At 63.4% G+C, this 25,027-nt stretch carries 24 protein-coding genes and 1 pseudogene; 10 read left to right on the top strand and 15 right to left on the bottom strand.

All coding sequences use genetic code 11. The annotated features are described in order from the left end of the window. Positions 1–202: 202 nt before the first annotated feature. The gene (locus ABCW42_RS11000) at positions 203–1,369 is read right to left on the bottom strand and encodes a cytochrome P450 (protein WP_423181293.1); all 1,167 of its coding nucleotides are present in this window, start codon (positions 1,367–1,369) and stop codon (positions 203–205) included. Between the two features lie 529 nt (positions 1,370–1,898). Here ABCW42_RS11000 and ABCW42_RS11005 point away from each other — a divergent pair. The 3 genes from ABCW42_RS11005 to ABCW42_RS11015 all read left to right on the top strand — a co-directional run bounded on the left by ABCW42_RS11005 (position 1,899) and on the right by ABCW42_RS11015 (position 4,856). Next, entirely contained in the window at positions 1,899–2,996 is a 1,098-nt protein-coding gene (locus ABCW42_RS11005; RefSeq protein ID WP_423181294.1) for a tyrosine-type recombinase/integrase, read from the top strand. Positions 2,997–3,001: 5 nt separating this feature from the next. Beyond that, positions 3,002–3,334: a helix-turn-helix domain-containing protein gene (locus tag ABCW42_RS11010; RefSeq protein WP_028275137.1), complete on the top strand. Its 333-nt coding sequence runs from the start codon at positions 3,002–3,004 to the stop codon at positions 3,332–3,334. 181 nt (positions 3,335–3,515) lie between these two features. Then, positions 3,516–4,856, top strand: coding sequence for a hypothetical protein (locus ABCW42_RS11015; protein WP_423181295.1), 1,341 nt, complete (start codon positions 3,516–3,518; stop codon positions 4,854–4,856). A 23-nt stretch (positions 4,857–4,879) separates the two neighbouring features. On the opposite strand, the gene ABCW42_RS11020 is transcribed toward ABCW42_RS11015, so the two are convergent. The 8 genes from ABCW42_RS11020 to ABCW42_RS11055 all read right to left on the bottom strand — a co-directional run bounded on the left by ABCW42_RS11020 (position 4,880) and on the right by ABCW42_RS11055 (position 11,830). Next, positions 4,880–5,527, bottom strand: a complete 648-nt coding sequence (locus ABCW42_RS11020; protein ID WP_423181296.1) for a hypothetical protein — start codon at positions 5,525–5,527, stop codon at positions 4,880–4,882. Positions 5,528–5,884: 357 nt separating this feature from the next. Continuing rightward, entirely contained in the window at positions 5,885–7,423 is a 1,539-nt protein-coding gene (locus ABCW42_RS11025) for an amino acid permease (protein WP_423181297.1), read from the bottom strand. Between the two features lie 53 nt (positions 7,424–7,476). Next, positions 7,477–8,322 carry an alpha/beta fold hydrolase gene (locus ABCW42_RS11030; protein ID WP_423181298.1) on the bottom strand — a complete coding sequence of 282 codons (846 nt, stop codon included), beginning with the start codon at positions 8,320–8,322 and terminating at the stop codon, positions 7,477–7,479. Positions 8,323–8,374: 52 nt separating this feature from the next. After that, positions 8,375–8,662, bottom strand: coding sequence for a hypothetical protein (locus ABCW42_RS11035; RefSeq protein WP_423181299.1), 288 nt, complete (start codon positions 8,660–8,662; stop codon positions 8,375–8,377). Further along, a complete protein-coding gene (locus ABCW42_RS11040; protein WP_423181300.1) occupies positions 8,659–9,831 on the bottom strand; it encodes a pyridoxal phosphate-dependent aminotransferase in 1,173 nt (390 codons plus the stop codon). The genes ABCW42_RS11035 and ABCW42_RS11040 overlap by 4 nt, the downstream gene beginning before the upstream one ends. Before the next feature lie 57 nt (positions 9,832–9,888). Continuing rightward, a complete protein-coding gene (locus ABCW42_RS11045; RefSeq protein WP_423181301.1) occupies positions 9,889–10,506 on the bottom strand; it encodes an RraA family protein in 618 nt (205 codons plus the stop codon). Next, entirely contained in the window at positions 10,503–11,162 is a 660-nt protein-coding gene (locus ABCW42_RS11050) for an RraA family protein (RefSeq protein WP_423181302.1), read from the bottom strand. The genes ABCW42_RS11045 and ABCW42_RS11050 overlap by 4 nt, the downstream gene beginning before the upstream one ends. Further along, a complete protein-coding gene (locus ABCW42_RS11055) occupies positions 11,162–11,830 on the bottom strand; it encodes an RraA family protein (protein WP_423181303.1) in 669 nt (222 codons plus the stop codon). Before ABCW42_RS11055 ends, ABCW42_RS11050 begins: the two co-directional genes overlap by 1 nt. A gap of 237 nt (positions 11,831–12,067) precedes the next feature. Between ABCW42_RS11055 and ABCW42_RS11060 the strand changes: the two genes are divergently transcribed. From ABCW42_RS11060 to ABCW42_RS11070, 3 genes are read left to right on the top strand one after another with little or no spacing between them, the layout of a single operon-like run. After that, positions 12,068–12,883 (top strand): alpha/beta fold hydrolase, encoded by an 816-nt coding sequence (locus ABCW42_RS11060; RefSeq protein WP_423181304.1) that lies wholly within the window; start codon positions 12,068–12,070, stop codon positions 12,881–12,883. After that, on the top strand, positions 12,883–13,791 hold the full coding sequence (locus ABCW42_RS11065) for a LysR family transcriptional regulator (RefSeq protein ID WP_423181305.1): 909 nt from the start codon (positions 12,883–12,885) through the stop codon (positions 13,789–13,791). The genes ABCW42_RS11060 and ABCW42_RS11065 overlap by 1 nt, the downstream gene beginning before the upstream one ends. Before the next feature lie 39 nt (positions 13,792–13,830). After that, positions 13,831–13,932, top strand: a complete 102-nt coding sequence (locus ABCW42_RS11070) for a hypothetical protein (RefSeq protein WP_350224076.1) — start codon at positions 13,831–13,833, stop codon at positions 13,930–13,932. Positions 13,933–13,994: 62 nt separating this feature from the next. On the opposite strand, the pseudogene ABCW42_RS11075 reads toward ABCW42_RS11070, so the two are convergent. Further along, positions 13,995–15,161: pseudogene (locus ABCW42_RS11075) on the bottom strand (IS110 family transposase); the annotation flags it as partial. Between the two features lie 304 nt (positions 15,162–15,465). Here ABCW42_RS11075 and ABCW42_RS11080 point away from each other — a divergent pair. Continuing rightward, entirely contained in the window at positions 15,466–15,765 is a 300-nt protein-coding gene (locus ABCW42_RS11080; RefSeq protein ID WP_423181306.1) for a hypothetical protein, read from the top strand. 182 nt (positions 15,766–15,947) lie between these two features. On the opposite strand, the gene ABCW42_RS11085 is transcribed toward ABCW42_RS11080, so the two are convergent. The 4 genes from ABCW42_RS11085 to ABCW42_RS11100 are packed head-to-tail and all read right to left on the bottom strand — an operon-like array spanning position 15,948 to position 20,699. Then, positions 15,948–16,808, bottom strand: a complete 861-nt coding sequence (locus ABCW42_RS11085; RefSeq protein ID WP_423181307.1) for a hypothetical protein — start codon at positions 16,806–16,808, stop codon at positions 15,948–15,950. Continuing rightward, positions 16,805–17,833: a TniB family NTP-binding protein gene (locus ABCW42_RS11090; protein WP_423181308.1), complete on the bottom strand. Its 1,029-nt coding sequence runs from the start codon at positions 17,831–17,833 to the stop codon at positions 16,805–16,807. Before ABCW42_RS11090 ends, ABCW42_RS11085 begins: the two co-directional genes overlap by 4 nt. After that, positions 17,824–19,938, bottom strand: a complete 2,115-nt coding sequence (locus tag ABCW42_RS11095) for a Mu transposase C-terminal domain-containing protein (RefSeq protein WP_423181309.1) — start codon at positions 19,936–19,938, stop codon at positions 17,824–17,826. The genes ABCW42_RS11090 and ABCW42_RS11095 overlap by 10 nt, the downstream gene beginning before the upstream one ends. Continuing rightward, a complete protein-coding gene (locus ABCW42_RS11100) occupies positions 19,935–20,699 on the bottom strand; it encodes a TnsA-like heteromeric transposase endonuclease subunit (RefSeq protein WP_423181310.1) in 765 nt (254 codons plus the stop codon). The genes ABCW42_RS11095 and ABCW42_RS11100 overlap by 4 nt, the downstream gene beginning before the upstream one ends. 491 nt (positions 20,700–21,190) lie before the next feature. Here ABCW42_RS11100 and ABCW42_RS11105 point away from each other — a divergent pair, with 491 nt between their 5' ends. From ABCW42_RS11105 to ABCW42_RS11115, 3 genes are all read left to right on the top strand, one after another. Further along, complete coding sequence (locus tag ABCW42_RS11105) at positions 21,191–22,288, top strand: tyrosine-type recombinase/integrase (RefSeq protein ID WP_423181294.1); 1,098 nt, start codon at positions 21,191–21,193, stop codon at positions 22,286–22,288. Positions 22,289–22,293: 5 nt separating this feature from the next. Continuing rightward, positions 22,294–22,626: a helix-turn-helix domain-containing protein gene (locus ABCW42_RS11110; RefSeq protein ID WP_028275137.1), complete on the top strand. Its 333-nt coding sequence runs from the start codon at positions 22,294–22,296 to the stop codon at positions 22,624–22,626. Positions 22,627–22,807: 181 nt separating this feature from the next. Next, a complete protein-coding gene (locus tag ABCW42_RS11115) occupies positions 22,808–24,148 on the top strand; it encodes a hypothetical protein (RefSeq protein WP_423181295.1) in 1,341 nt (446 codons plus the stop codon). A 23-nt stretch (positions 24,149–24,171) separates the two neighbouring features. On the opposite strand, the gene ABCW42_RS11120 is transcribed toward ABCW42_RS11115, so the two are convergent. Then, positions 24,172–24,819 carry a hypothetical protein gene (locus ABCW42_RS11120; protein ID WP_423181296.1) on the bottom strand — a complete coding sequence of 216 codons (648 nt, stop codon included), beginning with the start codon at positions 24,817–24,819 and terminating at the stop codon, positions 24,172–24,174. Positions 24,820–25,027: the final 208 nt, after the last annotated feature.

Genomic DNA, 25,027 nt, shown 5'->3' on the forward strand with positions numbered 1-25,027 from the left:
AAGTCCATACTTTCGTAAGACGTCTTATGAATATTAGGCCTTCCGGCCCCGGACATCAGAGCGCCTTCCCGGCTCGAGGAGAGCAGGACGAATGAGCGCAGATCGCCCTTGGCGGCTTAGACGGCTGAACTATACTGCCAGCACAGTCCGGATCGGACTTGCATGGTCATACCGCGGGTTAGTGAGCCGTGGCGCCTCGCGATCAGGCTGTCTGCCATCTGGCGGGGAGGTTCTTTAGCCCGTAGACGATTGTGCTTTCCATCCTTTCGAGGCGCGCTCCCGGTTCGAGCATCAGCCCGGGCAGCCGGGACAGGATGGCTTCAAGTGCAATCTTTGCTTCCAGCTTTGCAAGCGGGGCACCGAGGCAGAAGTGAACGCCATGGCCGAATGCTAGATGTCGGATCTGATTCCGGTCGATGTCGAACTGGGTCGGCCTCTGGAATTGGCGCTCATCGCGGTTTGCGGAGCCTATCCAAGCCACGAGCGGAGCGCCCGCTGGAATCTGAACCTCGCCTAGGGTGGTATCTGCGACCGTCACTCGGTACATGGACTGGACTGGGGACCGGAAGCGGAGCACTTCTTCGATTGCCTGGGGGAGCAATGACGGCTCGGTGAGTAACCGTTCGATCGTGCCGGGGACTTCAGTAAAGCAAAGAACCGCGTTGCCAATCAGATTGGTCGTTGTTTCGTTGCCGGCGACGAGCAGCAGAGCGCAAAAACCCAGCAGTTCGGCCACGCTCAGTTTCTGCCCGTCAATCTCGGCTGCGAGAAGGTTGCTGATCAGGTCGTGACCCGGCCGATGCCGGCGTTGTTCGATCAGGTCCAGGAAGTACCCGGTCATTTCCTTGTTGGTGAGGTGGTGGTTCTCATTCGTCGCGCCGGTTCTCGTTTGGCTGACGATGACATCGGACCATTCCTTAAAGAGATCTCGGTCATGGGCGGGTATACCCATGAGTTCCGAGATCACGATAACCGGCAAGGGGTAGGCCAACTCCTGGATCAAGTCCGCTGTTCCGCGGGAAGCGATCCCATCCAGAAGCTCTTTCGTGAGCTGTGATATGCGGGGAGCAAGCGCGTCCACAGCTCTCGGCGTGAAGGCTTGGGTCACCAAGGAGCGTAATTGCCGGTGTCGCGGGGGATCGGTGGTGATCAGGCTGGATGCGAACAGTTGACCGGTCTCGGACGGATCGTCGCCGCCCAACCGTGAGGAAAACCTGGCATGTTCGGACAACACCCGCTGTACGTCGTCATACCGGAAAACGTGCCAACTCCCCGTTTGTTCGTCGTGAAAGACAGGTGAGGCTTCCCTCAATCTGGCGTAATGGGGAAAAGGATCCAGCGAATACTCGTTGGCCGGAACGAAGTCCATGGCTGGCCTCTCTGCTGAGTCCCGCCGACTTATCGGCCGGGCCGAACCGTCGGGCCCTCGGGTTGATGGACCGTGGGACCCTGAGTTTATCCGCTGCTAGCACCGCACGTCAGTAGGGCAAGAGATTTTCTGCCCGGACCCAGTGAGGCTTTTGCCAGTGAGTTCTATGACCTTGCGGAAAGGTCCGATTCGTCACGGCATGGGAGTTCTCGCAACTGCTTCTACTCCCGTGGTTTAAACGCCGATAAAGGTGATTCAGTCAAGCAGAACCGTGATTATTGCATCTGATGCATGATCACCTTTCTTTCCCCCATCTCTTCCTGCGTGGATCGCCTGGATGCCGGAACTGCCCCCTGACCTGCGGTAATGCCGCTTCTGCTGCCGATCTCAGCCACGCCTCGGGTGTTTGGCGTGTACCCAACGCGACCTAAAGGAATTGTCCGAGACGGGCCCTGACCTGCGGATTTGCGCCGATTCTGCATTAATTGCATGATTCATTCATCCAATGCAATGTCAGAAGGGGTTTGTCGTGGCAGTTGATGCAGCGGGTCGTGTGCTTGATTTCGGCCCTGTGCGGTTCCTTCATCCCGAGGACCATGTGTTCACGCAGATGCTCACGGGCTGGCGTAACCAGCAGTTGAGCAGGAACCTGGCCTTCGGCACCATCGAGTCGAGGGAACGGCTCGTGACGCGCTTCCAGGAATCGACGAACGAGTATCCCTGGCACTGGACGCCGGCCCATGTTGACGAATTTTTCGGGGATCTTCGCAGTCTGAAGCACGCAGCCCAATCGACGATCCGGTCCTATCAGGCCGCACTGAGGGCGTTCTGCGCCTACGTGGCTTCCCCGGAGTACGGCTGGGACCGTGTCTGCGAACAGCATTTCGGGACTCATCCGGTCCAGGTCTGCTTTGACTGGAACACAGCCGTCCACGCCCAAGCCGGCGAGTCCTCCCCCAAGCGCCGGCCGTTCACGCAGCGGGAACTCCAGGACTTCTTCGACCGGGCCGATGATGAGGTCGACCGGATCGCCTCGCTGGGCCGCAAGGGCTGGCTGCCGGCTTACCGTGACGCGGTCCTGTTCAAAGTGGCCTATTGCTGGGGTCTGCGCCGCAATGAGGTCCGCCACCTGCAGACGGTGGACTTCGGCAGGAATCCGCACGCCCGTGAGTTCGGCAAATACGGCGTGCTTCAGGTCCGGTACGGAAAGGCCATGAAGGGGTCTCCCCCGAAGCGCCGCAGCGTCCTGACGGTATTCGACTGGTCGACGGAGATCGTGGCCGACTGGCTCGAACGCGGGCGCCCCCACATGACGGACGGACTGGACCTGTTCCCTTCCGAACGCGGCACGCTGGTTTCCGAAACCGCGTTGAACCGCCGCTTCAACCGGTACTGCGAAGACCTGGGCCTCTCCCCCGGGCTGGACATCCACTCGCTGCGCCGTTCCTACATCACCCACTTGATCGAGTCCGGCATGGACGCCTTGTTCGTCCAGCACCAGGCAGGGCATGAGCATGCCTCGACCACGGCCCTCTACACGTCCGTGTCGAGTGACTTCCGGGTCAAAACCCTGCGCCGCGCCCTGGACTCGACCGTCAGGGCCGCACTGGGCGGAATGGAAGACTAATCCCTATGAAACGAGAGATCGACTACCGGTGGCGGCTCGCCGAACTCATGGCAGCCCGCGGAATGCACAACAGCACCGACCTGAGCCCACTGCTAAAAGAACGCGGCATCGAACTCTCTGCCTCCCAGGTATACCGGCTCGTCACCCAGCGCCCGGAACGCGTTTCACTCATGATGGTCGCCGCCCTCTGCGACATCTTCTCCTGCGGACCCGAGGACCTGGTCACCGTCACGGCAACAGATGCCAAGGTCCGTAAGGTCGCCTCCGACGCCAACGTCGTGGACCTAAACAAGACCATTCGGCCCAAACGCGCCCGCGTGATCCGCGATGACGGCTGACATCACGCCGCGCCCTATCGTGCGGGGCCGCCCTCGCAACGCAGGGACCTTCACGTGTGACCGGTGCTCAAGGACGGCCGGCAAACACCGCGCAAGCTGGCCCGAAGGCAGGATCTGCGGGACCTGCTTCACGATTGCCATGCGCACTCACGGGTCGTGCCCTGGATGCGGCACGGACCGCATGCTCCCCGGCCGAGCCCTTGCCCATGGCAACAAGCCCATCTGCGTCGATTGCGCGGGCATCACCCAGGACTACCAATGCTCGCGCTGCGGCACGGAAACCGAGCACTACCGCCAAGGCACTTGCGCCCGCTGCTCGCTGCGGGACGACCTCACAGTGCTACTCCGCATTGAACAGAGAAGTGCGGAGGCCGAGACGGCGGCGGCGAAATTGCTCACGGCCCTCTGCGGAGCCCAACGCCCCGAAAGCATCCTGAGCTGGCTTCGCGACGCCGGCGTCAGAGACCTCCTCGAACGGATTTCCACCGGCAACATTCCTCTCAGCCACGAGGCGCTGGATGGAGAACCGAACAGCAAGCGCGTGGAACACCTACGCAGCCTGCTCACCCACCACAAACTGCTCCCGAACCGCGACCATTACCTCGCGCTCTTCGAACGGTGGCTCGCCAGCAAGCTCGAGGACATCGACGACCCCGAGATCCGCCGGCCCGTCGAATCCTTCGCCCGCTGGCACCACCTGCGCCGCATCCGCAGCCTCTCCGGGGACGGGAAACCCACCCGCGGTCCCGTGCACAATGCCAAGCAGGAAATCACCGAAAACATCAAATTCCTGACCTGGCTCAAATCCACCCACGGGCGGGCGGTTGCTTCCTGCGTCCAAGCCGACGTCGACGCCTGGCTTGCCGCCGGCCCCACCACCAGGCACGCCATCCGAACATTCTTCGTCTGGGCTGTCAAGAACCGGACCTGCACCAACATCGTCATCGGATTCCGGCAGGCCAAGACCGTGCCACTGCTCACCCAGGGCCAGCGGCTCGCCATGCTCAAAGCCTGCCTCACCGACAACATCGACACCCTGCACTACCGGGTCGCCGCCACTCTCCTGCTGCTCTACGCCCAGCCAGTCGTGAAGATCGCCGCGATGAAAAGCACCGACGTGATCATCACGCCCGACGGATTGCGTCTGTCTCTCGGCGAAGGCGACCCTGCACCAGTACCGGAGCCGTTCGCGTCACTGCTCACCGAACACTTGGCGGCACGCCCCAACATGCGCACCGGCAGCAGCTCAGGCAGCGAATGGCTGTTTCCCGGATACCGGCCCGGGCGACACATCCACCCCAACACTCTCATGGAGCGTCTCCGGGAACTGGGCATCGACCTCCTGGGCGCACGGAACGCATCCCTCCGCGGGCTCGTGAAGGAAGTTCCCGCCCCGCTCGTCGCCGAAATGCTCGGCTACAGCTATCAGGTCACGCAGAAACATGCGGCCGCAACAGCGGAACCCTGGTCCCGATACTCCCGTGCGCCCTCGACACCGCAGTGGCACGACGCCACCCCGTAATCGGGAACCAGGACGGGACCCAATCACGGATTCCGGGCGAACCAGTCCGAGGCCTCCATGGGTTTCGCTTTCGGCCGTCCCACTTGATCAACGACAGGGACCCAAGTCTTGTCGGGCACGTCTTCTGCGAACCATTCAAAGGCCCGAATCGTCGGGTGGGCCGCGATTGCCGCCGGGTCCGTACTCGACAGAGCAACTGCCCTGATAAGCAACAATTCCTCCAGGCACGGCGCTTCAAGGAGTGGGCCAAACCCGGAGAGACCCTTCATCGATCCGATCTCCAAGCGCTTGAGGTGGACAAGGCCAGCGAGTGAAGGCAGTGACCGTACCTGCGGTAAACCATAAAGGCTAAGCAGCCGCAGGCTTGCCTGAGCGCCCAGAGCAGACAGGTCATGCAGGCCGCGGATCTGGTTGACGGCGAGGTAAGTCAGGTTCGAGCAGCCATTGACCACGTCAATTGATGTTCCGGAGCCCCCTCGGATGTCCAACCACTGCAGCTGCGGCAGAGACGACAAGAAGCCCTCGGGGATTTTTACTGCCCAGAGCGTTAGGCGCCGGACACCCGAGAGCCACTCGACATCCGAGAGGTCGAGTGATGCGTGGTCGATCCACACGTCATGCTCCGAGCGCCATTTGGCAGCAGACTGAGCGGATCTTCGTTGGGCAACCATGACCCGAGTATGTCGCATAGCCCCGTTGAACCACGATACTGAGGCTCCCGGTGAGTCTCGTCAGTTGCGATTAGTACCAAAACGAATATGCATGGTTACCAGTAGTCATCGGGTCATACTCGAGGGAACAGAAACCGTGGGACGATCCGTTGCTGCACGCCGCGCTCCGACGCCTTGTCCGCGGGGGATTTCCGGGGCCAACGAGATGCTGCCGGAATATCTGCACCGCTCGGAATACCATCTGATGTCCATTTACCTTTACGGCGAGGGCGCAGGGGCTGGGGCCGGGGGTGCGGCGGGACGGCAGGGGTTGCCCTGCCCGTCCCGGCGCGCTGGACGGTGAAGGGGTTTGTGGCCCTAGCGTTCCGGCCGGTTTGCCACCACGGGGAAGCTGCCGGTGTGGCCCTGCCGTTCCCGGGCGGCGGCGTAGATTCCCTTGCGGGCGGCGAACCATCCGGCTATAAGCAAGGGGATCACGATCAGAAGGGAAGCCAGAACCCAGCGGCCGGTTTCGGAGAATCCCATGGATGCCAGGACGAAGACCAGGAAGGCCAGCGTCAGCCACGCTGTGAACGGCGCGCCGAAGAGACGGAAGCCGGGCCGGACCAACTTCCCCTCCCGGGCCTGCCGGTGCAGCTTCATCTGGCACAGGATGATCGTGGCCCAGCATCCGATGATGCCAAGGGCTGACACTTCCAGGACGATTTCAAACGCCTGGGACGGAACCAGCGCGTTCAGTCCCACTCCGAGCAGCGTCAGCACGGTCGTGAGCAGAATTCCCCCGTAGGGGACGCCGTTGGCGCTCATCCGGGCGGTGAAGCCGGGGGCCGAGCCGTTCAGCGCCATGGAGCGCAGGATCCGGCCTGTGGAGTAGAGACCTGCGTTGAGGCTGGACAGCGCGGCGGTCAGGACGACGAAGTTCATGATCGACGCTGAGGCGATGCCGGCCTCGGGGTTGCCGAGGTGCGAGAAGAAGGTGACGAACGGCGATTCGCCGGCCTTGTAGGAGGTGAAGGGCAGCAACATCGACAGCAACACCACCGAGCCCACGTAGAACACGGCGATCCGCAGGACGACGGTGTTGATGGCTTTGGGCATGACCTCGGCCGGTTTGGCGGTCTCACCGGCGGCCGTGCCGATCAGTTCGATGCCGGCGTAGGCGAAGATGACGCCGCTTGCGGCCAGCAGGGGAGCAATGCCTCCGGCGGGGAAGAACCCGCCGTTGTCGGCGATGACGCTGAATCCGGTCGGCCCGGCATCGGTGGCCGAGCCGGTAAGGATGAAAACAACGCCGATGATCAGGAACCCGACCAGGGCGAGGATCTTGACCCGGGCGAACCAGAATTCCATCTCGCCGAAAAGCTTGACCGATACCAGGTTCAGGGCAAGCACGACGACCAGCGCGATCAGGGCAAGCGCCCGTTGCGGGGCGGCCTGGAGGGGTTCCCAGTACTGGGCCCAGAACTTGAGGTAGAGCGCGGCGGCGGTGACATCGACGATGGAGGTCATGGCCCAGTTCAGGAAGTACAGCCAGCCCGCGGCGAAGGCCATCTTTTCTCCGTAGAACTCGCGTGCGTAGGAGACGAAGGAGCCGGACGAGGGGCGGTGGAGGACGAGTTCACCGAGGGCGCGAAGGATCAGGAACCCGAAGAATCCGCAGACGGCGTAGACAAGGATGAGCGCCGGGCCGCTGTTGCTCAGCCGGGCCCCGGCGCCCATGAACAGGCCCGTGCCGATCGCCCCGCCGATGGCGATCATCTGGATTTGCCGGGGTTTCAGGGTCTTGTGGTAGCCCTGTTCCTCGCTGGAAAAGTCGCGGACAGCGTTGCTGACGTCGCCGGTGAGCTCCCGCTCGTTTTCCAGTTCGTCGGCGCGGTCGTGGTGAGGTGCTTTCATTCAGTTTTCTCCGAAGGGATTGTGCCGGCACATCTTTGTGCCGGACGGGTGGCTCATGCGCGGGCGGTCTCCGTAGCGGGAGAGGGTTCCTGGGCTCCTGCCTGGAAAGCGGCGATTCTGCGCCACATTTCCGGTGCGTTGGAGTACATGGGGAAGTGGCCGCTGTGCGGGATCTCCGCCAGGACAACCCCGTGGGAGGCCAGGTGGGCCAGGTAGCTGAGGGACTTGTTTTGCTCGCCGTACATGAACATCCGGGGCAGCGGCAGGGCCAGAAACTTCCCCATGAGGTCTGCGTTGTCCGAGAGATCCACCATCGATTCAAAGATTCCCCGGACTGCGCGGGCCCGGACCTTGTAGCGGACGCTGGTGGCATACAGCGGGCTCGAGTAGAAGGGCGCGGACCAGTTCCGGGAGATGAAGTCCTCCAGGAACTGGTCCGGGTCCTCGTCCGGGTGGAGGAAGATCTGCCGGCTGAGGAAACAGTCTTCCGGTGCGACGTTGCCCTCGATGTCGGTGAAACTTGCCACCATGGCGGGATGCTGGTGGGCGAGCATCAGCGAAGTCAGCCCGCCCATGGAGTGGCCAACCAGGTCAAAACGTTCGATCCCCCGCTGTGCCAGCGCTGCCAGGGCTGTCTTGACCAGGAATGGGATGGATATCTTCTCCAGGTCTGAGCATTCGGATTCCCCGCAGCCGGGGGCGTCATAGGCGAAGATGGGCCTGCCGGCGAATGCCGGGTGGAGCGCGACGTCGGCGTAGTCCTCTTTGGTGGAGCCGAAGCCGTGAAGGAACACAATGGGAAGCCCGGAGCCTTCCCTGCTGATGCAGGAGAGCCGGACCTCGGTTCCGTCGATCGTCAGCGGTATCCGGTGCCGGGTCAGAGTGGTGGTGATGGTCAAGAACTTTCCTTCGCTTGTAGAGCTTTGCGGGGGGTGGTTGCGGGGCCGCTGTTTATCCCAGTGCGGGTGCGCGCCGGAGCAGGGGTTGCAGGTCGCGCGGGCTGATCCAGGCCTCATACCCGTCGTTTTTCGAGTAGTAGCGCCGTTCATGCATGGGGTCGCTGTCGAGCCAGAGGGCGGACGAGTCGGGCATGACCATTTCCACGACACCGGCCTGAACGATGTTGCCGTGGCGGCGGATCATAATCCGGCCTCCTGTCAGGGCGGCCCAGTCGTCGTACCGCATGCTCCGTGGCCCGTCCAGGTGGGTGGCGGCGCTAAAGAGGTCCCTGCGTTTCATGCCAGTTCCTTAATGGTTGCTGCGAAGCGCGTCAGGCCTTCGGTGAGGCTGTCGACGTCAGTGGCGAAGGAGATGCGGATGTGCCCTTCCCCGGACGGCCCGAATTCACTGCCGGAGCGGACCAGGACGCCGCCGGCCGCAAACCGGGCGGTCAGCTCGTCGGAGGTGAGGGTCGAGTCGATCCTGGGGAAGGCGTAGAACGCTCCCTGGGGCGGCAGCATGGAGACGCCAGGCAGCCCTGACAGGAACTCCACGACGATATCCCGGCGCTGCTGGTAGGAGGCCGCAGCTGCCTGAAGTTCAGCCTCGGAGGTTTCCAGGGCAGTGAGGGCAGCGTCCTGGATGAAGGTGCTCAGCGGCCCGTTGATGGTGCGGTGGATGGTGTTAACCCTGTTGGCGAGTTCAACGGGGGCCACGACATGGCCAAGCCGCCACCCTGTCATGGCGTAGGTCTTGGAGAAGGTGCTGCAGCAAATGACCTGGTCGCGTACCTTCGCCAGGGTGAGGGCGGAGGTGAACGTGCCGCCGTCGAAAGTGATATCGGCGTAGGCCTCGTCGGCCAGGAGCAGCAGTCCGGGGTTGTCCTGAAGGAGCTCTTCGAGCCGGCGCAGGTCGGCATCGGGGTAGACGCGCCCGGTGGGGTTGCCGGGGTTGCACAGGATGACCATCCTGGCCGTGGCGGCTTCCTGCTGAAGGGTATCCAGATCGAGGGAGCCGTCGGCGCGGTTGGGGATCCAGACGACCTCTGCGCCGATCAGGGCCGCGTGGTCGCCATACAGCGAGTAGGTGGGTTCCGGGATCAGGATCCTGTCGCCAGGATTGACCAGGGCGAGCATGGTCGCGGCGAGCCCTGCGCTGCCGCCGTGGGTCAGGACGATCTCCTCGGACATCGTGGGCCGGCCGTACTTGGCGGTGGTGTGCGCGGCGATGGCGTGTTGCAGTTCGGGGGAGCCTGCCATGGGTGCGTAGCGGGTCCGGCCGGAGGCCAGTGCCTTGGTGGCGGCTTCGACGATGGGAGCGGGGGTGCCGGAGTCCGGTTCGCCCATGGCCAGGGAGATGGCGCCGGGTTTGCCGGTGCCAAGGGTCTTGGGGCGGCGGCTGCTGCTGATGATGCGTTCCACGGCGGTGGATCCGGCCGTGCGGGGGCGTGGCGTTACTGCAGTTTCCATGATGTCTTTCGCCTGCGGGCCGGGGAAGGGGGCACCTTCCCCGGCGCCGGTGATGGGTTAGCGGGCGGTGAAGGTTCCTTCTGCGCGCAGGTTGTAGAGCTCGAGCGTGGACTTGCCGGCACGGATCTCGGCAATGATGCGGTGTTCGTCGGCGACGCGCTGGTCGGCACGGCTGATAATGGCGGCGGCAGAGTCCTGGGGCAGCACGACGACGCCGTCGGCGTCACCGACGATCAGGTCGCCGGTGTGGACGACGATGCCGCCCACGCGGACGGGGGAGCGCAGGTCTCCGGGGTAGTCCTTGACGGTCCCGACGACGGTGACGTGCCGGGAGAAGACGGGGAAGTTCATCGCGCCCATTTCCTCGGAGTCGCGGACGCCGCCGTCGACGACGAGCCCGGCGATGCCGCGGTGCTGGGCGGCGACGGCGAGCACTTCGCCCCAGTGGCCGTAGGCGGCACCCTGCAGGTCGACGACGAGGACGCTGCCGGCGGGGGCGGCGAGGACGGCGTTGTGCAGGGCGAGGTTGTCCCCGCCGATGCCCCGGACGGTGAACGCCGGGCCGGCCACTTTCGCTCCGGGCCATGCCGCCTTCAGGCCCGGGTCGCAGGCGCACGGCAGCTTCGCCGCTTCGTACAGGGTGGCTGCAGAGTGCCCGCCGGCTGCGTTGGTCATCCTTTCCTCCACTGCAAGTCGTGGTAGCCAAGGTCGGCCCGGGCCTGAACCAGGGTGGAGCCTGTCTTGACGACTTCGATGATGCGGGCTTCGACTTCCTCGATGCGTTCGGCGATCTCTGCGATTTCTTCGGCGCGGGCGGCCGGGACGGCGAGGGCGCCGTCGGCGTCGCCGCAGATGATGTCCAGCGGAGAGATCTCGACGTCGTTGATCGTCACCGGGGCGTTGACGGCGGTTAGCCGGACGCGGTCCTTGCCGGTGCGCATGAACCGTCCGCGGCTGAACAGCGGGTAGTCCTGCCGCAGCGCGGCGTTCAGGTCGCGGCAGACGCCGTTGATCACAGTGCCGCCGATACCGCGGGCGGCGGCGATTTCGGTCATGATGCCGCCCCAGACGGTGACATCGGTGCGGGCGTGCTTGTCGATGAGGACCACGGCGCCAGGCGGGACGTCGTCCAGGAAGTCACCCACGCTGCCGCGCTCGGACCCGGCAGGTTCGTACTGGACGGTGAAGGCCGGTCCGCCGACCCGGAAATCGTAGGTCAGCGGCGCCAGTCCGTGCAGGGTGCCATGGATGCCGAGGGAGTCCATGGCGTCGGAGATGGACGCGGTGGGGATCTCCTTCAGGCGGCCGGCGATGTCTGTAGTGGTATTCATCAGTGTCCTTCGGTGGTTCCGGCCAGGCGCGCGTCGCGCATGGCTTCGTGGAGCGCCACGCCGGCGCGCAGGTCCGCGGCGATGCCGCGTTCGCGCTCGGCCACGGCCTGGGCTTTTTCCAGGACTTCTTCTGCATGGGCGCGGGGGACGACGACGACGCCGGTCTCGTCGGCGAAGACGACGTCTCCGGGGGTGACGGTGACGTTGCCCAGCCGGACGGGCTCGCCGGTGGATTTTTGCTGCAGCCGGCCCCGGGCAGTTGCCGGGATCCGTCCCTTGGCGAACACGGGGAAACTCATTTCGCGGGCTTCGTTGACATCCCGGCAGGCGCCGTCAGCCACCACGCCGCGGACACCGTTCAGGGCAGCGCCCAGGCTCAGGAGCCCGCCCCAGCACGAGACGTCGGTGCGGCCTTCGTTGTTCACCACGATGACGTTCTCGTCGGTGGCGGCGGCAACCGCGGCGGAGCCGATGTGCGCACCGGAAGGACCTGGAAAGTACGGCTCAAGCTGGACGGTGACGGCAAAGCCGACAATCTTGGGGTGGCCCCAGACCGGCAGGAACCCGGCCTGGCCCGGCGGGAGACCCAGGGCATCCAGGGCGTCGGAGACAGCTGCGGAATCAAGCTCCGCGAAGCCCTCCAGAAGGGCACTGTTGGAAGTAGTCATGTATCAAGTACAACTCCCTCCTGCACTATAGTGAAGGTCTAAATACCTATAGTTGATAGACGAAGAGCGACTAGATCGCCGTCTGCTAGCATCAGATCGCGTACCGAAGGCGACAAGGGGGCAGCCGCCGGGCCGGACGACGAAAATCATGGGCCCTCGACGGGCGCCGGCATGCTGACGGATGGGGCGTTGGCCCCCGCGGTGCCTGGCCGGATTTGGAAAAGAGGGATTGTGGACGTGGCTTCCGCCGCTGACGGGACGCAGCTTCAGTGGACGGTCGAAGGAGAAGGCGAACCGCTGCTTTTGATTGCCGGTCAGGCCACTGCGATGGCGGAGTGGGCTCCCGCGGCGGCGCTGGCACAGCACTTCCGGGTGATCCGCTTCGACCATCGCAGGACCGGGGGCAGCGGCAGAGGCGACGCCTGGCGCTACACCACCCGATTCTTCGCGGCCGATGCAATCGCGGTCCTGGATGCAGCGGGCGTTGAGGCCGCGCATGTGTATGGCCACTCGATGGGCGGCCGGGTTGCCCAGTGGCTTGCCATCGATCATCCGGCCCGGGTGCGGACCCTTGTTCTTGCCTCGACAAGTGCTGGCCGCAGCGGCGAAGGCGCGGACCAGGAGGCCACGGCCGCCCTGATCAGCGGTGACCTGGAACGGATGAGTCCGTATTTTTTCGATCCTGGCTGGGCGGCCGAAAATCCTGACGCCGTCGGCACGTTCTTTGACTCCGGGGCCTCCGCGTGGGCAAAGACATGGCATTTTGCGGCCAGCAAGGCCCGTGACGCCGCCACATCCCTAGCGCTCATCAAGGCGCCGACGCTCGTTCTACACGGGACCGATGACCGGCTCGCACCGCTGGCCAACGCACACCTGCTCGACCGGATGATTCCGCATGCCACCCTGGCCAGGATTCCTGGCGCCCGCCATGGAATCCACCTCGATCACCCGGAAACCGTGGAGTGGATCCGGCAGTTCGTCGACAGACGACGCCGCTGGCGCAGCCCTGCGGTCAAGGACCTGCACGCAACACCGGGGGATGGTTCGATCTGATGGTGGAAGTACGACAGGCGCGGTACTTTATTGCCGTTGCCGAAGAACTGAATTTCAGCCGCGCTGCTGCCAGGCTCAGCATGTCGCAGCCGCCCCTGAGCCAGGCCATCCTCCAGCTGGAACGCCAGCTCGGCACCACGCTCCTGACCAGGTCCAGCCGTACCGTGCTGCTGACCGATGCGGGGCAGGTGTTCCTGGACCACTGCCGCCAGCTTGTCGGAGCGTCGGAGCGTGCACGGGAAGTGGCAGCCCTGGCCAACGGCGGCCTTACCGGCACCCTGCGCATCGGTGCGGTGACCTCTGCCTTCGAAGAGGTGCTGCCCGGCATACTGCAGCGGTTCCGGGCATCCCGTCCCCTCGTGGAACTGCATGTCCGCGAGATCGACTCGCATCATGGCCAGGACGCGCTGGATCGCCGCGAGCTGGACGTGGCAGTGATCCGCCAGGCGGTGACGGGCAGGCGCCTGCGCTCGGTGCCTTTGCGGCGGGACCACTTCGTGGTTGCGATGCCCGAAGGCCACAGGCTTGCGGGGGAGGGGGCGATCGGTCTTGCCGAGTTCCGTGATGAGCCCTGGGTCTGGCTGCCGCGGCATATCTCGCCGGACTATCATGACGAGCTAGTCGCGGCGTGCCGCCAGGCAGGGTTCAGTCCCGAGGCGCAGCACTACGCCAACTCGATCAATTCCCAGCTGGCCATGGTCCGGTGCGGGCTGGGCGTGACGCTAGTTCCCGAATCATCGGTCCTGCATCAACCCCGCGGCCTGGTGTGGCGGGAACTGCGCCGGCGCGTCGACCTGGTCGAGCTGTCCGTCGTTGTCCGGGCCGAAGGCCAGGAACCACTCGTTGACCACTTCATCGCCTGCTCGGAAGCGGAAAAGACCGGCAGCACGCCCTCCGATACGGACTAATACGAAAGTAAGGTCCGTCAGGCTGCGGCGGCAGGGGTGATGGTGACGTTGAAGCCGAGGCTGTTGAGCTTCTTGATGGCGTTGTTCTTGGCTTTGATCGGGTCCAGGCGGGTGAAGTGGTCGGCGCCGGGGTCGGCGTAGCATTCGCCGTCGGCGAGCATGTGCCAGACGGCTGTGATGATGGAGTGTTCCAGTGCGACGGTGGCTTTCATGGGTCCGCGGCGGGCGGCGACGCGCCAGTATTTTGCGGCCAGATAGGTGTCCTTGCTCCGGGAAGCGGACATGGCCGCGATGCCCAGGGCGCCTTTGAGGTATTTGTTGCCGGGCAGGATGTGGGCTGACTTGATCCGTCCGGCGGATTCGTTGGCGCCGGGACAGACACCCGTCCAGGAAGCGAGCCGGCCGGGAGTTTCGAAACGGGACATGTCCGCGCCGGTTTCTGCGATGATCACGTCGGCGACTTTGAGCGAGACTCCGGGGATGGTGGCCAGGAACTCCCTGGCGGCACGAAAGGGCTCCATCGCTCCCTCGATCCGTCCGGTGAGCGCGTCGATGATGCGGGACTGGGCATCGATCTGGTCCAGATGCAACCGGGCCATGAACGCGTGATGGTCTTTGAAGCGTCCGGTGAGGGCCTCCACGAGCTCGGGGATTCTTGAGCGGAGGGTGCCTTTGGCGAGGCAGGCGAGGACCTCCGGGTCGCGTTCACCACTGACGAGAGCTTCGAGCATAGCCCGGGACGAAACACCGGTAAGGTCCGAGACCACGGAGGAGAGCTTGATCCCGGAGCCTTCCAGAAACTTCTCCAGACGCTGGATCTCGCGGGTCCGGTCACGGATGGCAATGGCCCGGGCCCTGGTGAGGTCCGGCAGTTCCCGGATCGGTTCGGGCGGGACGAACGAGGCCCGAAGCAGCCCGTGCGCGCCCAGCTGAGCGAGCCAGGCCGAGTCGGAAACGTCGGTTTTGCGGCCCGGGATGTTCCTTGCGGCCTTGGCGTTGACCAGCATTACCGGCAGCGTCTCTTCGAGGAGATAGAAGAAGGGTTTCCAGTAATCGCTCGTGGCTTCCATGACGACCGTGGTGACGTGCTCGCCTTCTAGGAAGTCCCGCAAGGCAAGGATCTGGCCTGTGGTTGCGCCCCACGTTGTGACCGTGGAGGTGTAGGTTCCGGCCCGCGGCCCGGGCAACCGGAGACAAACCTTCGCGTCACGCTTGGAAATATCCATTCCGGCAGCCCGCTCGTGCACGATATCCATGACTGCTCCTCCTGACACCTTGACCTCGTCATGTCGGCGTCCACCGCAGCAGACACCTCCATGATCTGCCCGAAACCTCATCCGCGGCCATAACCCAAGGCGAGGCAACCGCATACTTTCTCTCACCACGGCGCGACAGCGACGCCGAACCGCTAGCCCGCACAAAAATGATCCGCCGGGTCGGGGAGCCTGGATTTCGGCGAGCCCCGACGCCGTGGTCCGGATGTGTCACGTCGCATGAGAAGATGTCCCGTCTCAAATAAGTTGGACCACATCGCCTCGGAAATGCGCGGTTTGGATCAACTAAAGTGAGACAAGTTTTCCGATTTGTCTCACTTTAGTTGACCCAAACCTTCGAATCCTGTCGTTGACTTCACTCCAGCCGCGGTTGAGCCACCTTCTAGCTAGTGTTTGAACAATGGACGAGCAAACGCGAGTTTCGATCGAGTTCCTTCGCGAGGCGTTGGATGTTCTACTCCGACACCTTGAGGAGGTTCAGGGCCCCGAAGTGCGGCTTGAGAAGGAATACTTCTGGTCAATCCCTGAGGAGCGGCTTTATGACGTCTATACGGAGCCGTCATCGTTCAGCATCGGTCAGTTGACTGAGTGCATCGCGAATTTACAGGGTATGACCGCCGACCCTGAAGGGGCCGTGTCATATGGCCTTGTGTGGATTGCCGATGTGCTGAGGGCCGTCGGTCAAACTGTCGTTCGGTGAGGCTCATGCACCTAGGCCTGAAGGGGTTCCAGGGCGCCGTGTCGATCATCAAGGCATTCGATTGGCGGTCTCCACGCTTGGCCGTTTTCTGCTCACGAAATGGTCACCCGGGGTGCGGGGCCAGCAGATTGTTGCGACCAAGGATCGGGTACCGTGTGATGGCTATCCATGGCCAGAGTCGATCATCGCGGCTTGGATGCATTGATGGCGACCGATCCGCGGAACCCGGGTAGCCAGTCGGTGTGCATCCAGTCCCGCAGGGGGTCTGAGGCTCGACGTGGTTGCCAGCCGTCCGTGACTTCAACGCTGATGCGGTCCAGGAACTGGTCGGGGTGGCGCGAGTGGGCGATTTCGGCCCAGCGGGGCGAAGCCATGGCCGCGGTGAGATTGACGATGGACGGGTAGAGCGAGGCTGCCATGACGGCGTGGCTGTTGGCATGCCTCGGCTGATTGGCGGCCAGGGTGTCGTATATGTCCGTGGCGGCAGTGAAGTGGTGGAACTGGTCATACCAGCGCCAGTTGATGACAGCGGCAATGTGGAAGGCTTTGCGGACTCCGGAGCGTCCGTGCCGTGTGATGAGGTTCCTGTGATGGTGCCAGGCTGTGGTGATCTCGGGGCTGTCGCGGATGGACAACTGGTCCGTGACCCCTGTGACACCGTCTCCAAGCCAGAGGCGATGGCGCGGGCAGATGACCTGTTCGTGGGTGCTGTAGATCTGAACGAAGCGGCCGGCGCCGCGGGCAAGGGTGCAGCGGTGGCAGGCGACGGTGTGCGTTGTGCGGATGGGGCGTCCGGTCAGTTTTTGCCGCAATGACCGGGCGGGGTCGTGCAGGCCAAGCTGGGGCATCGCCAGCTCTAGTACGGTCTGGTCGCAGTTCGTCCATGCGGCAAGGCTTTCGATCCATGGGCGGCGGTTGCGCTTCAAGAGGGTTCTGAGCTGACCCGGGCGGAGGGCGTTGGCGGTTTCGAGCCTCCGAATGAAGGAGGGCGTGGTCTCGTCTCGGTAGGGACGGACGGGCAGGGGTAGTGGCCGGGGTGTCATCGTGCGGACGGGGTGGTCGTGGCGGGTCGGGGTGCGAGGGATTCGGCCGCGTGGTCGATGCTGGTCTCGTTGAGTAGTTCGCGGTCGATCTTCTCGGTGCCGGTGAGGATGGCCATGATGGCGGCTTGGCGGATCAGGTGGGAGAGGCTGCTGATGCTGCCGCCGGTGCGGTAGTGCAGATGCTGGGCTTGGGCGGTGAGGGTGCCGGGTTCGTGGTCGTGCAGGCGCAGGCCGTTTTCGAGGGTGGCGACCAGGGCCTGCCATTCATCGGTGAACGGGAACGGGCCGGTTGTCTTGAGAACGGAGCGGGCGGAAATCTGCCGTCCGCGGAGACCGGTGAACAGTCCGGAGTTTTCGACGTTGATGCCGGCGTAGACGAAAGTGGCGGGCATGTGTTCGGTGAAGTATTTGAGATGGTCGGACATGTCTTCGCCGGCGCTGGTGGCCAGGTTCAGGTTGTGGATCTCGTCCACGATCACGAGATCTGTCTTGGCGTCTGTGAGGACCTGGCAGACGGCGTCGGCGATGTCGGTGACGTTCTGGCGGGGGCGTTGAGGCAGTCCGAGGAAGTTGGCGAATTCGCTGGCCAGTTTCCGGGGTGAGCCTTTCGGTGGGGTGGTGATGTAGACGACGGGGATGCGGTCCTGTCTGGGGTATTTGCGCCGAATGAGGAGTTCGTGGGTTTTGCCGAGGAGTTTGATGGCCGTGGTTTTGCCGGATGCCCAGGGGCCGGAGACGACCAGTCCGCGCCGGGCGCTGATTTCGCGTTGGTTGAGCATCATCAACAGACGGCCCTGGTTCGTGATGGAGCGCACGGTTGAGGTTTCCACGATCACCAGTTCGGAGTGGTAGCTGATCCGCTGCTCGTCGTAGCGTTCACGCTGGGAGGAGCTCATGGCCGCCAGAGTTGCGGGATCGAGCGGGTCGATCGTGGGCGCGACGGAGGTAACGAAGCTCCGCCAGCCCTGCAAAGTTGTGGTTGGCGCCCGACTGGTGCTTGGGAGTTCTGCTGCTTCTACCACCATTCGTCGGCCCTTTCCTGAGGGTTATAGATTCTCAGCGGAATGATCTTGGCCAGCTTTTCGGGCTGGTCCGACTGTTCGTCTCGCGCCTTGGAGGGCCCTGTTTCAAGATCGGGGTCCGTGCCGTTGCGGGATTGTGTGGCCTCTTGGGCGGGCAGGGTTCGAGACGGCGCTTCGCCTGCCCTGCTCCGGGCGATGGCGCGGCGCACTTTCTTGGCTGTTATGTGGGGGTTCGGGGCTGCGGGAGATGCGCGGTCAAGAAGATTGTCGACGGCGGCTTTGATCGTTGCCTCGGACGGACTATCGGTCCCGCGCCCGGCGACTATTTGCCGTCCAAGTTCCCAGATCGTGTCGCCGAATGGCTGTGGACTGGCCTGGAGTTGCCGCCAGAACGCGGTGATCCAGCCACTGCCATGGTGGTTGCGGACCCAAACGCGGGAGACGTCGTAGGGGTCGTAGCGGACTTCCCAGAGCTGTCTGAGGGCCTTCATACCGGACGCCTGGCCCCGGTAGGGATTGAGGTCTGCGCTGTCGTAGATCCGGTGGCGGATTTTGATGCCATAGCTGTTAATGACGCGGGTCACGGCTGGGAGCAGCTCGATATAGTGCTCCGCGTCCAGTGGGACGGGCACGTAACCGGCGACATTGAGCAGGGCAGCGTATTTTTCGTTCGGGCTGAGGATTCTGCCCGGGGTCAGCGGGTCGCGCAGCCCTTCGTGGGGCCGGTTTTGCCATGCGGTGATGATCCATTCGTCCAGGAGGTCCTGCAGCTCGAGCAGGGAGAAAACGGCCTGGAGGTCGGCGTTCTTGCCGCGGCGTTCAACGGAGGAACCGAGGTAGCCGGTGACGTACTGGGCAAACAGCGTCCCCACGGATTGCAGGGTCCGCTCGATGATCGGTTTGTCCGTGGGGGTGTCGGGGTGGGCCGGTTGGAAGCTGATTCCCAGGCTTCTGCAGGCGTTCTTGAAGGTGTGGGATATGTAGGCCTTGCCGTGGTCGCAGACGATGGTTTCGGGCATGATGATCGGTTTCACTGCCGCGTTTTGCAACCGGGCATCGATGGAGCGCATGGTCTGGTAGGGGAGTGCAGAGGCGGCCATGGACACCGCTTCGGACCAACCGGGCCGCATCGTTTCCGGGGTGACGCAGCGGGCCAGCAGCAAGGCAGCGTCGACGGCTTTCGTGGATGGTCTCAGCACGGCGGCGGGTATGCTGCGGGTGGCCACGTCGACGAGTGCGGTGAGCTCGACGCGTCCGGTGATTCCGTCCTCGAATTCGACGGCGATGTCCAGGGGAGTGGAGTCGATCTGCATCAGTTCACCGGGACGGACGGGGTGGACGGCTCCGAACGGTCGGTCGGGCTGCTGGGAGAGTGTTCGTCGGGTGCGTGCCGAGCCGGTGGCATGGCGGCCCTGCGCCAGTTTCTTGACCAGGCGGTGGAATGTTGCCCGTGATGGGATTTCCACGTCGCTTCCGTGCTCGGCCTGAACGTGCTTTTCGACATCCCGCCGGATGCGGTCCATGGACCCGGAGGACTGGTCCGTGTTGTGTTGCAGCACGATGGTGAGTGCATCGATGAAGCGTTGGTCCACTTGTCCGGCAGTCGGTGTGCGGCGGACGAGGCGCTGATCAACCAGGCCGACGATGCCCTGGGTTTCGTAGGCGCGGGTCAGCCGCTTGAGCGTGCTGAGGCTTAGAGGATTTCCCGTTTCCTGGAGTTCGGCTTCCTTGGCCAGCAGCCGTTGCCGCAGAGATCGTGAACTCACGTCGTAGTCCCGGCGGGGCCGGGTCCCTGGTTCGGATCCGGCTGGAACGCCGTCGAGGACCTCCGTGATGTGGTTCTCCAACCAGTGCGCCCGATCTTTGGCCGGGGCGGGCAGAGCCTCGAAGATCTTGGATTCGCCGAGACCTCTGCGGCGAATCACGTCAATGCCGATCAGCTTGAATGACTTGTCGGTAAGGAGCGTCGTCATCAGGACGTTCAGTGGTGTCTCCTGGCCGGCCCTGAGTTCCGCGATCTCTCCGTTCAGGGCGGCGAACACGTAGTCTTTGCCGTCGAATTCGACCCGATCTCCGAGGCGGAGTATGCCCGTCTTGTGTGTTGTCACGGCTTTGCTTTCAAAGTCACTTCAGAGTCGTGGCCAAGAGTCCGGGACCTCAGCTCGGTGGTGAACGTGCCGTTCCAGAGCAGATGAAACAGCGTCGGCAGCACGGTCACGGGGTGACCAACGGCAGCGCTCAAGTGGTCGATTGTCGTCGGACCGTCGTGCAGGCATTCCTGCATCGCATGGGCATGGGCAGGATCCAGGCAACGCGGATGTCTGTAGCCTGACAACCAACGAAGGTTGGCAACGAAGGCCCGGGGGAGTCCGCCGACTCTTCTGTAGCCCCAGCCGACTGAGGCACAAGCGGACTCCGTGGCCGTGAACACCTCCTGATCACGCTCACGAATGCGCTCATCCGGGCGGACATCAACGACGAGGGCAGTGCCATCACTCAGCCGTGCGAAGTAATCCGGTATATGCCAGCGGTGCCCGCCGTCGAGCTCAAAATCGAGGCGGAATGGTTGTGAGGCGATGCCCACGACGGCGGGATCGAAGTCAAGGGCAAGTAGATGGTCCCGTTCCAACCAGGACTCGTAGCCAACCAGGCGGGCATTGGTGGCGCACCAGAGCAGACCGGTGAAATTGCGCTGTCCTTTGAAGGACGGGAGCACTCGGGCAGGCGAATAATCCTGGAACGGCAACCACCACGCCGCGTCAAGCGGTTGAGTCGTCAAGGAATCGGATTCGTACTCGCGCGCAGAGACACGGCACACGCTGGAAACGTAGCCCAAATCCTGCCTGACCGCTGACGAAGAAGCCGCCATGGGCCAACTGTAATGAGACAGAAACCACTAATGGGTCAACTGTAGTGAGACACGCCGCATAGATGGACTAACTGTGGTGAGACAGATTCATCTAATGGCCCATCTGTAGTGAGACTGCGCAACGTTAGATGAGACAGGACAGAAGAGCCAGAAAGTCCCCGTGGGACGTTTTCGCCGGGCCTGCGACTCCCGTACTTTAAGCGCCGATAATCTACATTATGTCAAGTAGAACCGTGATTATTGCATCTGATGCATGATCACCTTTCTTTCCCCCATCTCTTCCTGCGTGGATCGCCTGGATGCCGGAACTGCCCCCTGACCTGCGGTAATGCCGCTTCTGCTGCCGATCTCAGCCACGCCTCGGGTGTTTGGCGTGTACCCAACGCGACCTAAAGGAATTGTCCGAGACGGGCCCTGACCTGCGGATTTGCGCCGATTCTGCATTAATTGCATGATTCATTCATCCAATGCAATGTCAGAAGGGGTTTGTCGTGGCAGTTGATGCAGCGGGTCGTGTGCTTGATTTCGGCCCTGTGCGGTTCCTTCATCCCGAGGACCATGTGTTCACGCAGATGCTCACGGGCTGGCGTAACCAGCAGTTGAGCAGGAACCTGGCCTTCGGCACCATCGAGTCGAGGGAACGGCTCGTGACGCGCTTCCAGGAATCGACGAACGAGTATCCCTGGCACTGGACGCCGGCCCATGTTGACGAATTTTTCGGGGATCTTCGCAGTCTGAAGCACGCAGCCCAATCGACGATCCGGTCCTATCAGGCCGCACTGAGGGCGTTCTGCGCCTACGTGGCTTCCCCGGAGTACGGCTGGGACCGTGTCTGCGAACAGCATTTCGGGACTCATCCGGTCCAGGTCTGCTTTGACTGGAACACAGCCGTCCACGCCCAAGCCGGCGAGTCCTCCCCCAAGCGCCGGCCGTTCACGCAGCGGGAACTCCAGGACTTCTTCGACCGGGCCGATGATGAGGTCGACCGGATCGCCTCGCTGGGCCGCAAGGGCTGGCTGCCGGCTTACCGTGACGCGGTCCTGTTCAAAGTGGCCTATTGCTGGGGTCTGCGCCGCAATGAGGTCCGCCACCTGCAGACGGTGGACTTCGGCAGGAATCCGCACGCCCGTGAGTTCGGCAAATACGGCGTGCTTCAGGTCCGGTACGGAAAGGCCATGAAGGGGTCTCCCCCGAAGCGCCGCAGCGTCCTGACGGTATTCGACTGGTCGACGGAGATCGTGGCCGACTGGCTCGAACGCGGGCGCCCCCACATGACGGACGGACTGGACCTGTTCCCTTCCGAACGCGGCACGCTGGTTTCCGAAACCGCGTTGAACCGCCGCTTCAACCGGTACTGCGAAGACCTGGGCCTCTCCCCCGGGCTGGACATCCACTCGCTGCGCCGTTCCTACATCACCCACTTGATCGAGTCCGGCATGGACGCCTTGTTCGTCCAGCACCAGGCAGGGCATGAGCATGCCTCGACCACGGCCCTCTACACGTCCGTGTCGAGTGACTTCCGGGTCAAAACCCTGCGCCGCGCCCTGGACTCGACCGTCAGGGCCGCACTGGGCGGAATGGAAGACTAATCCCTATGAAACGAGAGATCGACTACCGGTGGCGGCTCGCCGAACTCATGGCAGCCCGCGGAATGCACAACAGCACCGACCTGAGCCCACTGCTAAAAGAACGCGGCATCGAACTCTCTGCCTCCCAGGTATACCGGCTCGTCACCCAGCGCCCGGAACGCGTTTCACTCATGATGGTCGCCGCCCTCTGCGACATCTTCTCCTGCGGACCCGAGGACCTGGTCACCGTCACGGCAACAGATGCCAAGGTCCGTAAGGTCGCCTCCGACGCCAACGTCGTGGACCTAAACAAGACCATTCGGCCCAAACGCGCCCGCGTGATCCGCGATGACGGCTGACATCACGCCGCGCCCTATCGTGCGGGGCCGCCCTCGCAACGCAGGGACCTTCACGTGTGACCGGTGCTCAAGGACGGCCGGCAAACACCGCGCAAGCTGGCCCGAAGGCAGGATCTGCGGGACCTGCTTCACGATTGCCATGCGCACTCACGGGTCGTGCCCTGGATGCGGCACGGACCGCATGCTCCCCGGCCGAGCCCTTGCCCATGGCAACAAGCCCATCTGCGTCGATTGCGCGGGCATCACCCAGGACTACCAATGCTCGCGCTGCGGCACGGAAACCGAGCACTACCGCCAAGGCACTTGCGCCCGCTGCTCGCTGCGGGACGACCTCACAGTGCTACTCCGCATTGAACAGAGAAGTGCGGAGGCCGAGACGGCGGCGGCGAAATTGCTCACGGCCCTCTGCGGAGCCCAACGCCCCGAAAGCATCCTGAGCTGGCTTCGCGACGCCGGCGTCAGAGACCTCCTCGAACGGATTTCCACCGGCAACATTCCTCTCAGCCACGAGGCGCTGGATGGAGAACCGAACAGCAAGCGCGTGGAACACCTACGCAGCCTGCTCACCCACCACAAACTGCTCCCGAACCGCGACCATTACCTCGCGCTCTTCGAACGGTGGCTCGCCAGCAAGCTCGAGGACATCGACGACCCCGAGATCCGCCGGCCCGTCGAATCCTTCGCCCGCTGGCACCACCTGCGCCGCATCCGCAGCCTCTCCGGGGACGGGAAACCCACCCGCGGTCCCGTGCACAATGCCAAGCAGGAAATCACCGAAAACATCAAATTCCTGACCTGGCTCAAATCCACCCACGGGCGGGCGGTTGCTTCCTGCGTCCAAGCCGACGTCGACGCCTGGCTTGCCGCCGGCCCCACCACCAGGCACGCCATCCGAACATTCTTCGTCTGGGCTGTCAAGAACCGGACCTGCACCAACATCGTCATCGGATTCCGGCAGGCCAAGACCGTGCCACTGCTCACCCAGGGCCAGCGGCTCGCCATGCTCAAAGCCTGCCTCACCGACAACATCGACACCCTGCACTACCGGGTCGCCGCCACTCTCCTGCTGCTCTACGCCCAGCCAGTCGTGAAGATCGCCGCGATGAAAAGCACCGACGTGATCATCACGCCCGACGGATTGCGTCTGTCTCTCGGCGAAGGCGACCCTGCACCAGTACCGGAGCCGTTCGCGTCACTGCTCACCGAACACTTGGCGGCACGCCCCAACATGCGCACCGGCAGCAGCTCAGGCAGCGAATGGCTGTTTCCCGGATACCGGCCCGGGCGACACATCCACCCCAACACTCTCATGGAGCGTCTCCGGGAACTGGGCATCGACCTCCTGGGCGCACGGAACGCATCCCTCCGCGGGCTCGTGAAGGAAGTTCCCGCCCCGCTCGTCGCCGAAATGCTCGGCTACAGCTATCAGGTCACGCAGAAACATGCGGCCGCAACAGCGGAACCCTGGTCCCGATACTCCCGTGCGCCCTCGACACCGCAGTGGCACGACGCCACCCCGTAATCGGGAACCAGGACGGGACCCAATCACGGATTCCGGGCGAACCAGTCCGAGGCCTCCATGGGTTTCGCTTTCGGCCGTCCCACTTGATCAACGACAGGGACCCAAGTCTTGTCGGGCACGTCTTCTGCGAACCATTCAAAGGCCCGAATCGTCGGGTGGGCCGCGATTGCCGCCGGGTCCGTACTCGACAGAGCAACTGCCCTGATAAGCAACAATTCCTCCAGGCACGGCGCTTCAAGGAGTGGGCCAAACCCGGAGAGACCCTTCATCGATCCGATCTCCAAGCGCTTGAGGTGGACAAGGCCAGCGAGTGAAGGCAGTGACCGTACCTGCGGTAAACCATAAAGGCTAAGCAGCCGCAGGCTTGCCTGAGCGCCCAGAGCAGACAGGTCATGCAGGCCGCGGATCTGGTTGACGGCGAGGTAAGTCAGGTTCGAGCAGCCATTGACCACGTCAATTGATGTTCCGGAGCCCCCTCGGATGTCCAACCACTGCAGCTGCGGCAGAGACGACAAGAAGCCCTCGGGGATTTTTACTGCCCAGAGCGTTAGGCGCCGGACACCCGAGAGCCACTCGACATCCGAGAGGTCGAGTGATGCGTGGTCGATCCACACGTCATGCTCCGAGCGCCATTTGGCAGCAGACTGAGCGGATCTTCGTTGGGCAACCATGACCCGAGTATGTCGCATAGCCCCGTTGAACCACGATACTGAGGCTCCCGGTGAGTCTCGTCAGTTGCGATTAGTACCAAAACGAATATGCATGGTTACCAGTAGGACTCTGCGTATTGCATCTGATGCATGATTTCGCCCGCTTCCCATCCGTGCATGTCCGGTCTCAACATAGTTGTCAGTTTTCTCATCTAATCGGTCAGCCTGC

The sequence above is a fragment of the Arthrobacter sp. NyZ413 genome (genome assembly GCF_049390645.1).
In the GTDB taxonomy this organism is placed as follows: domain Bacteria; phylum Actinomycetota; class Actinomycetes; order Actinomycetales; family Micrococcaceae; genus Arthrobacter.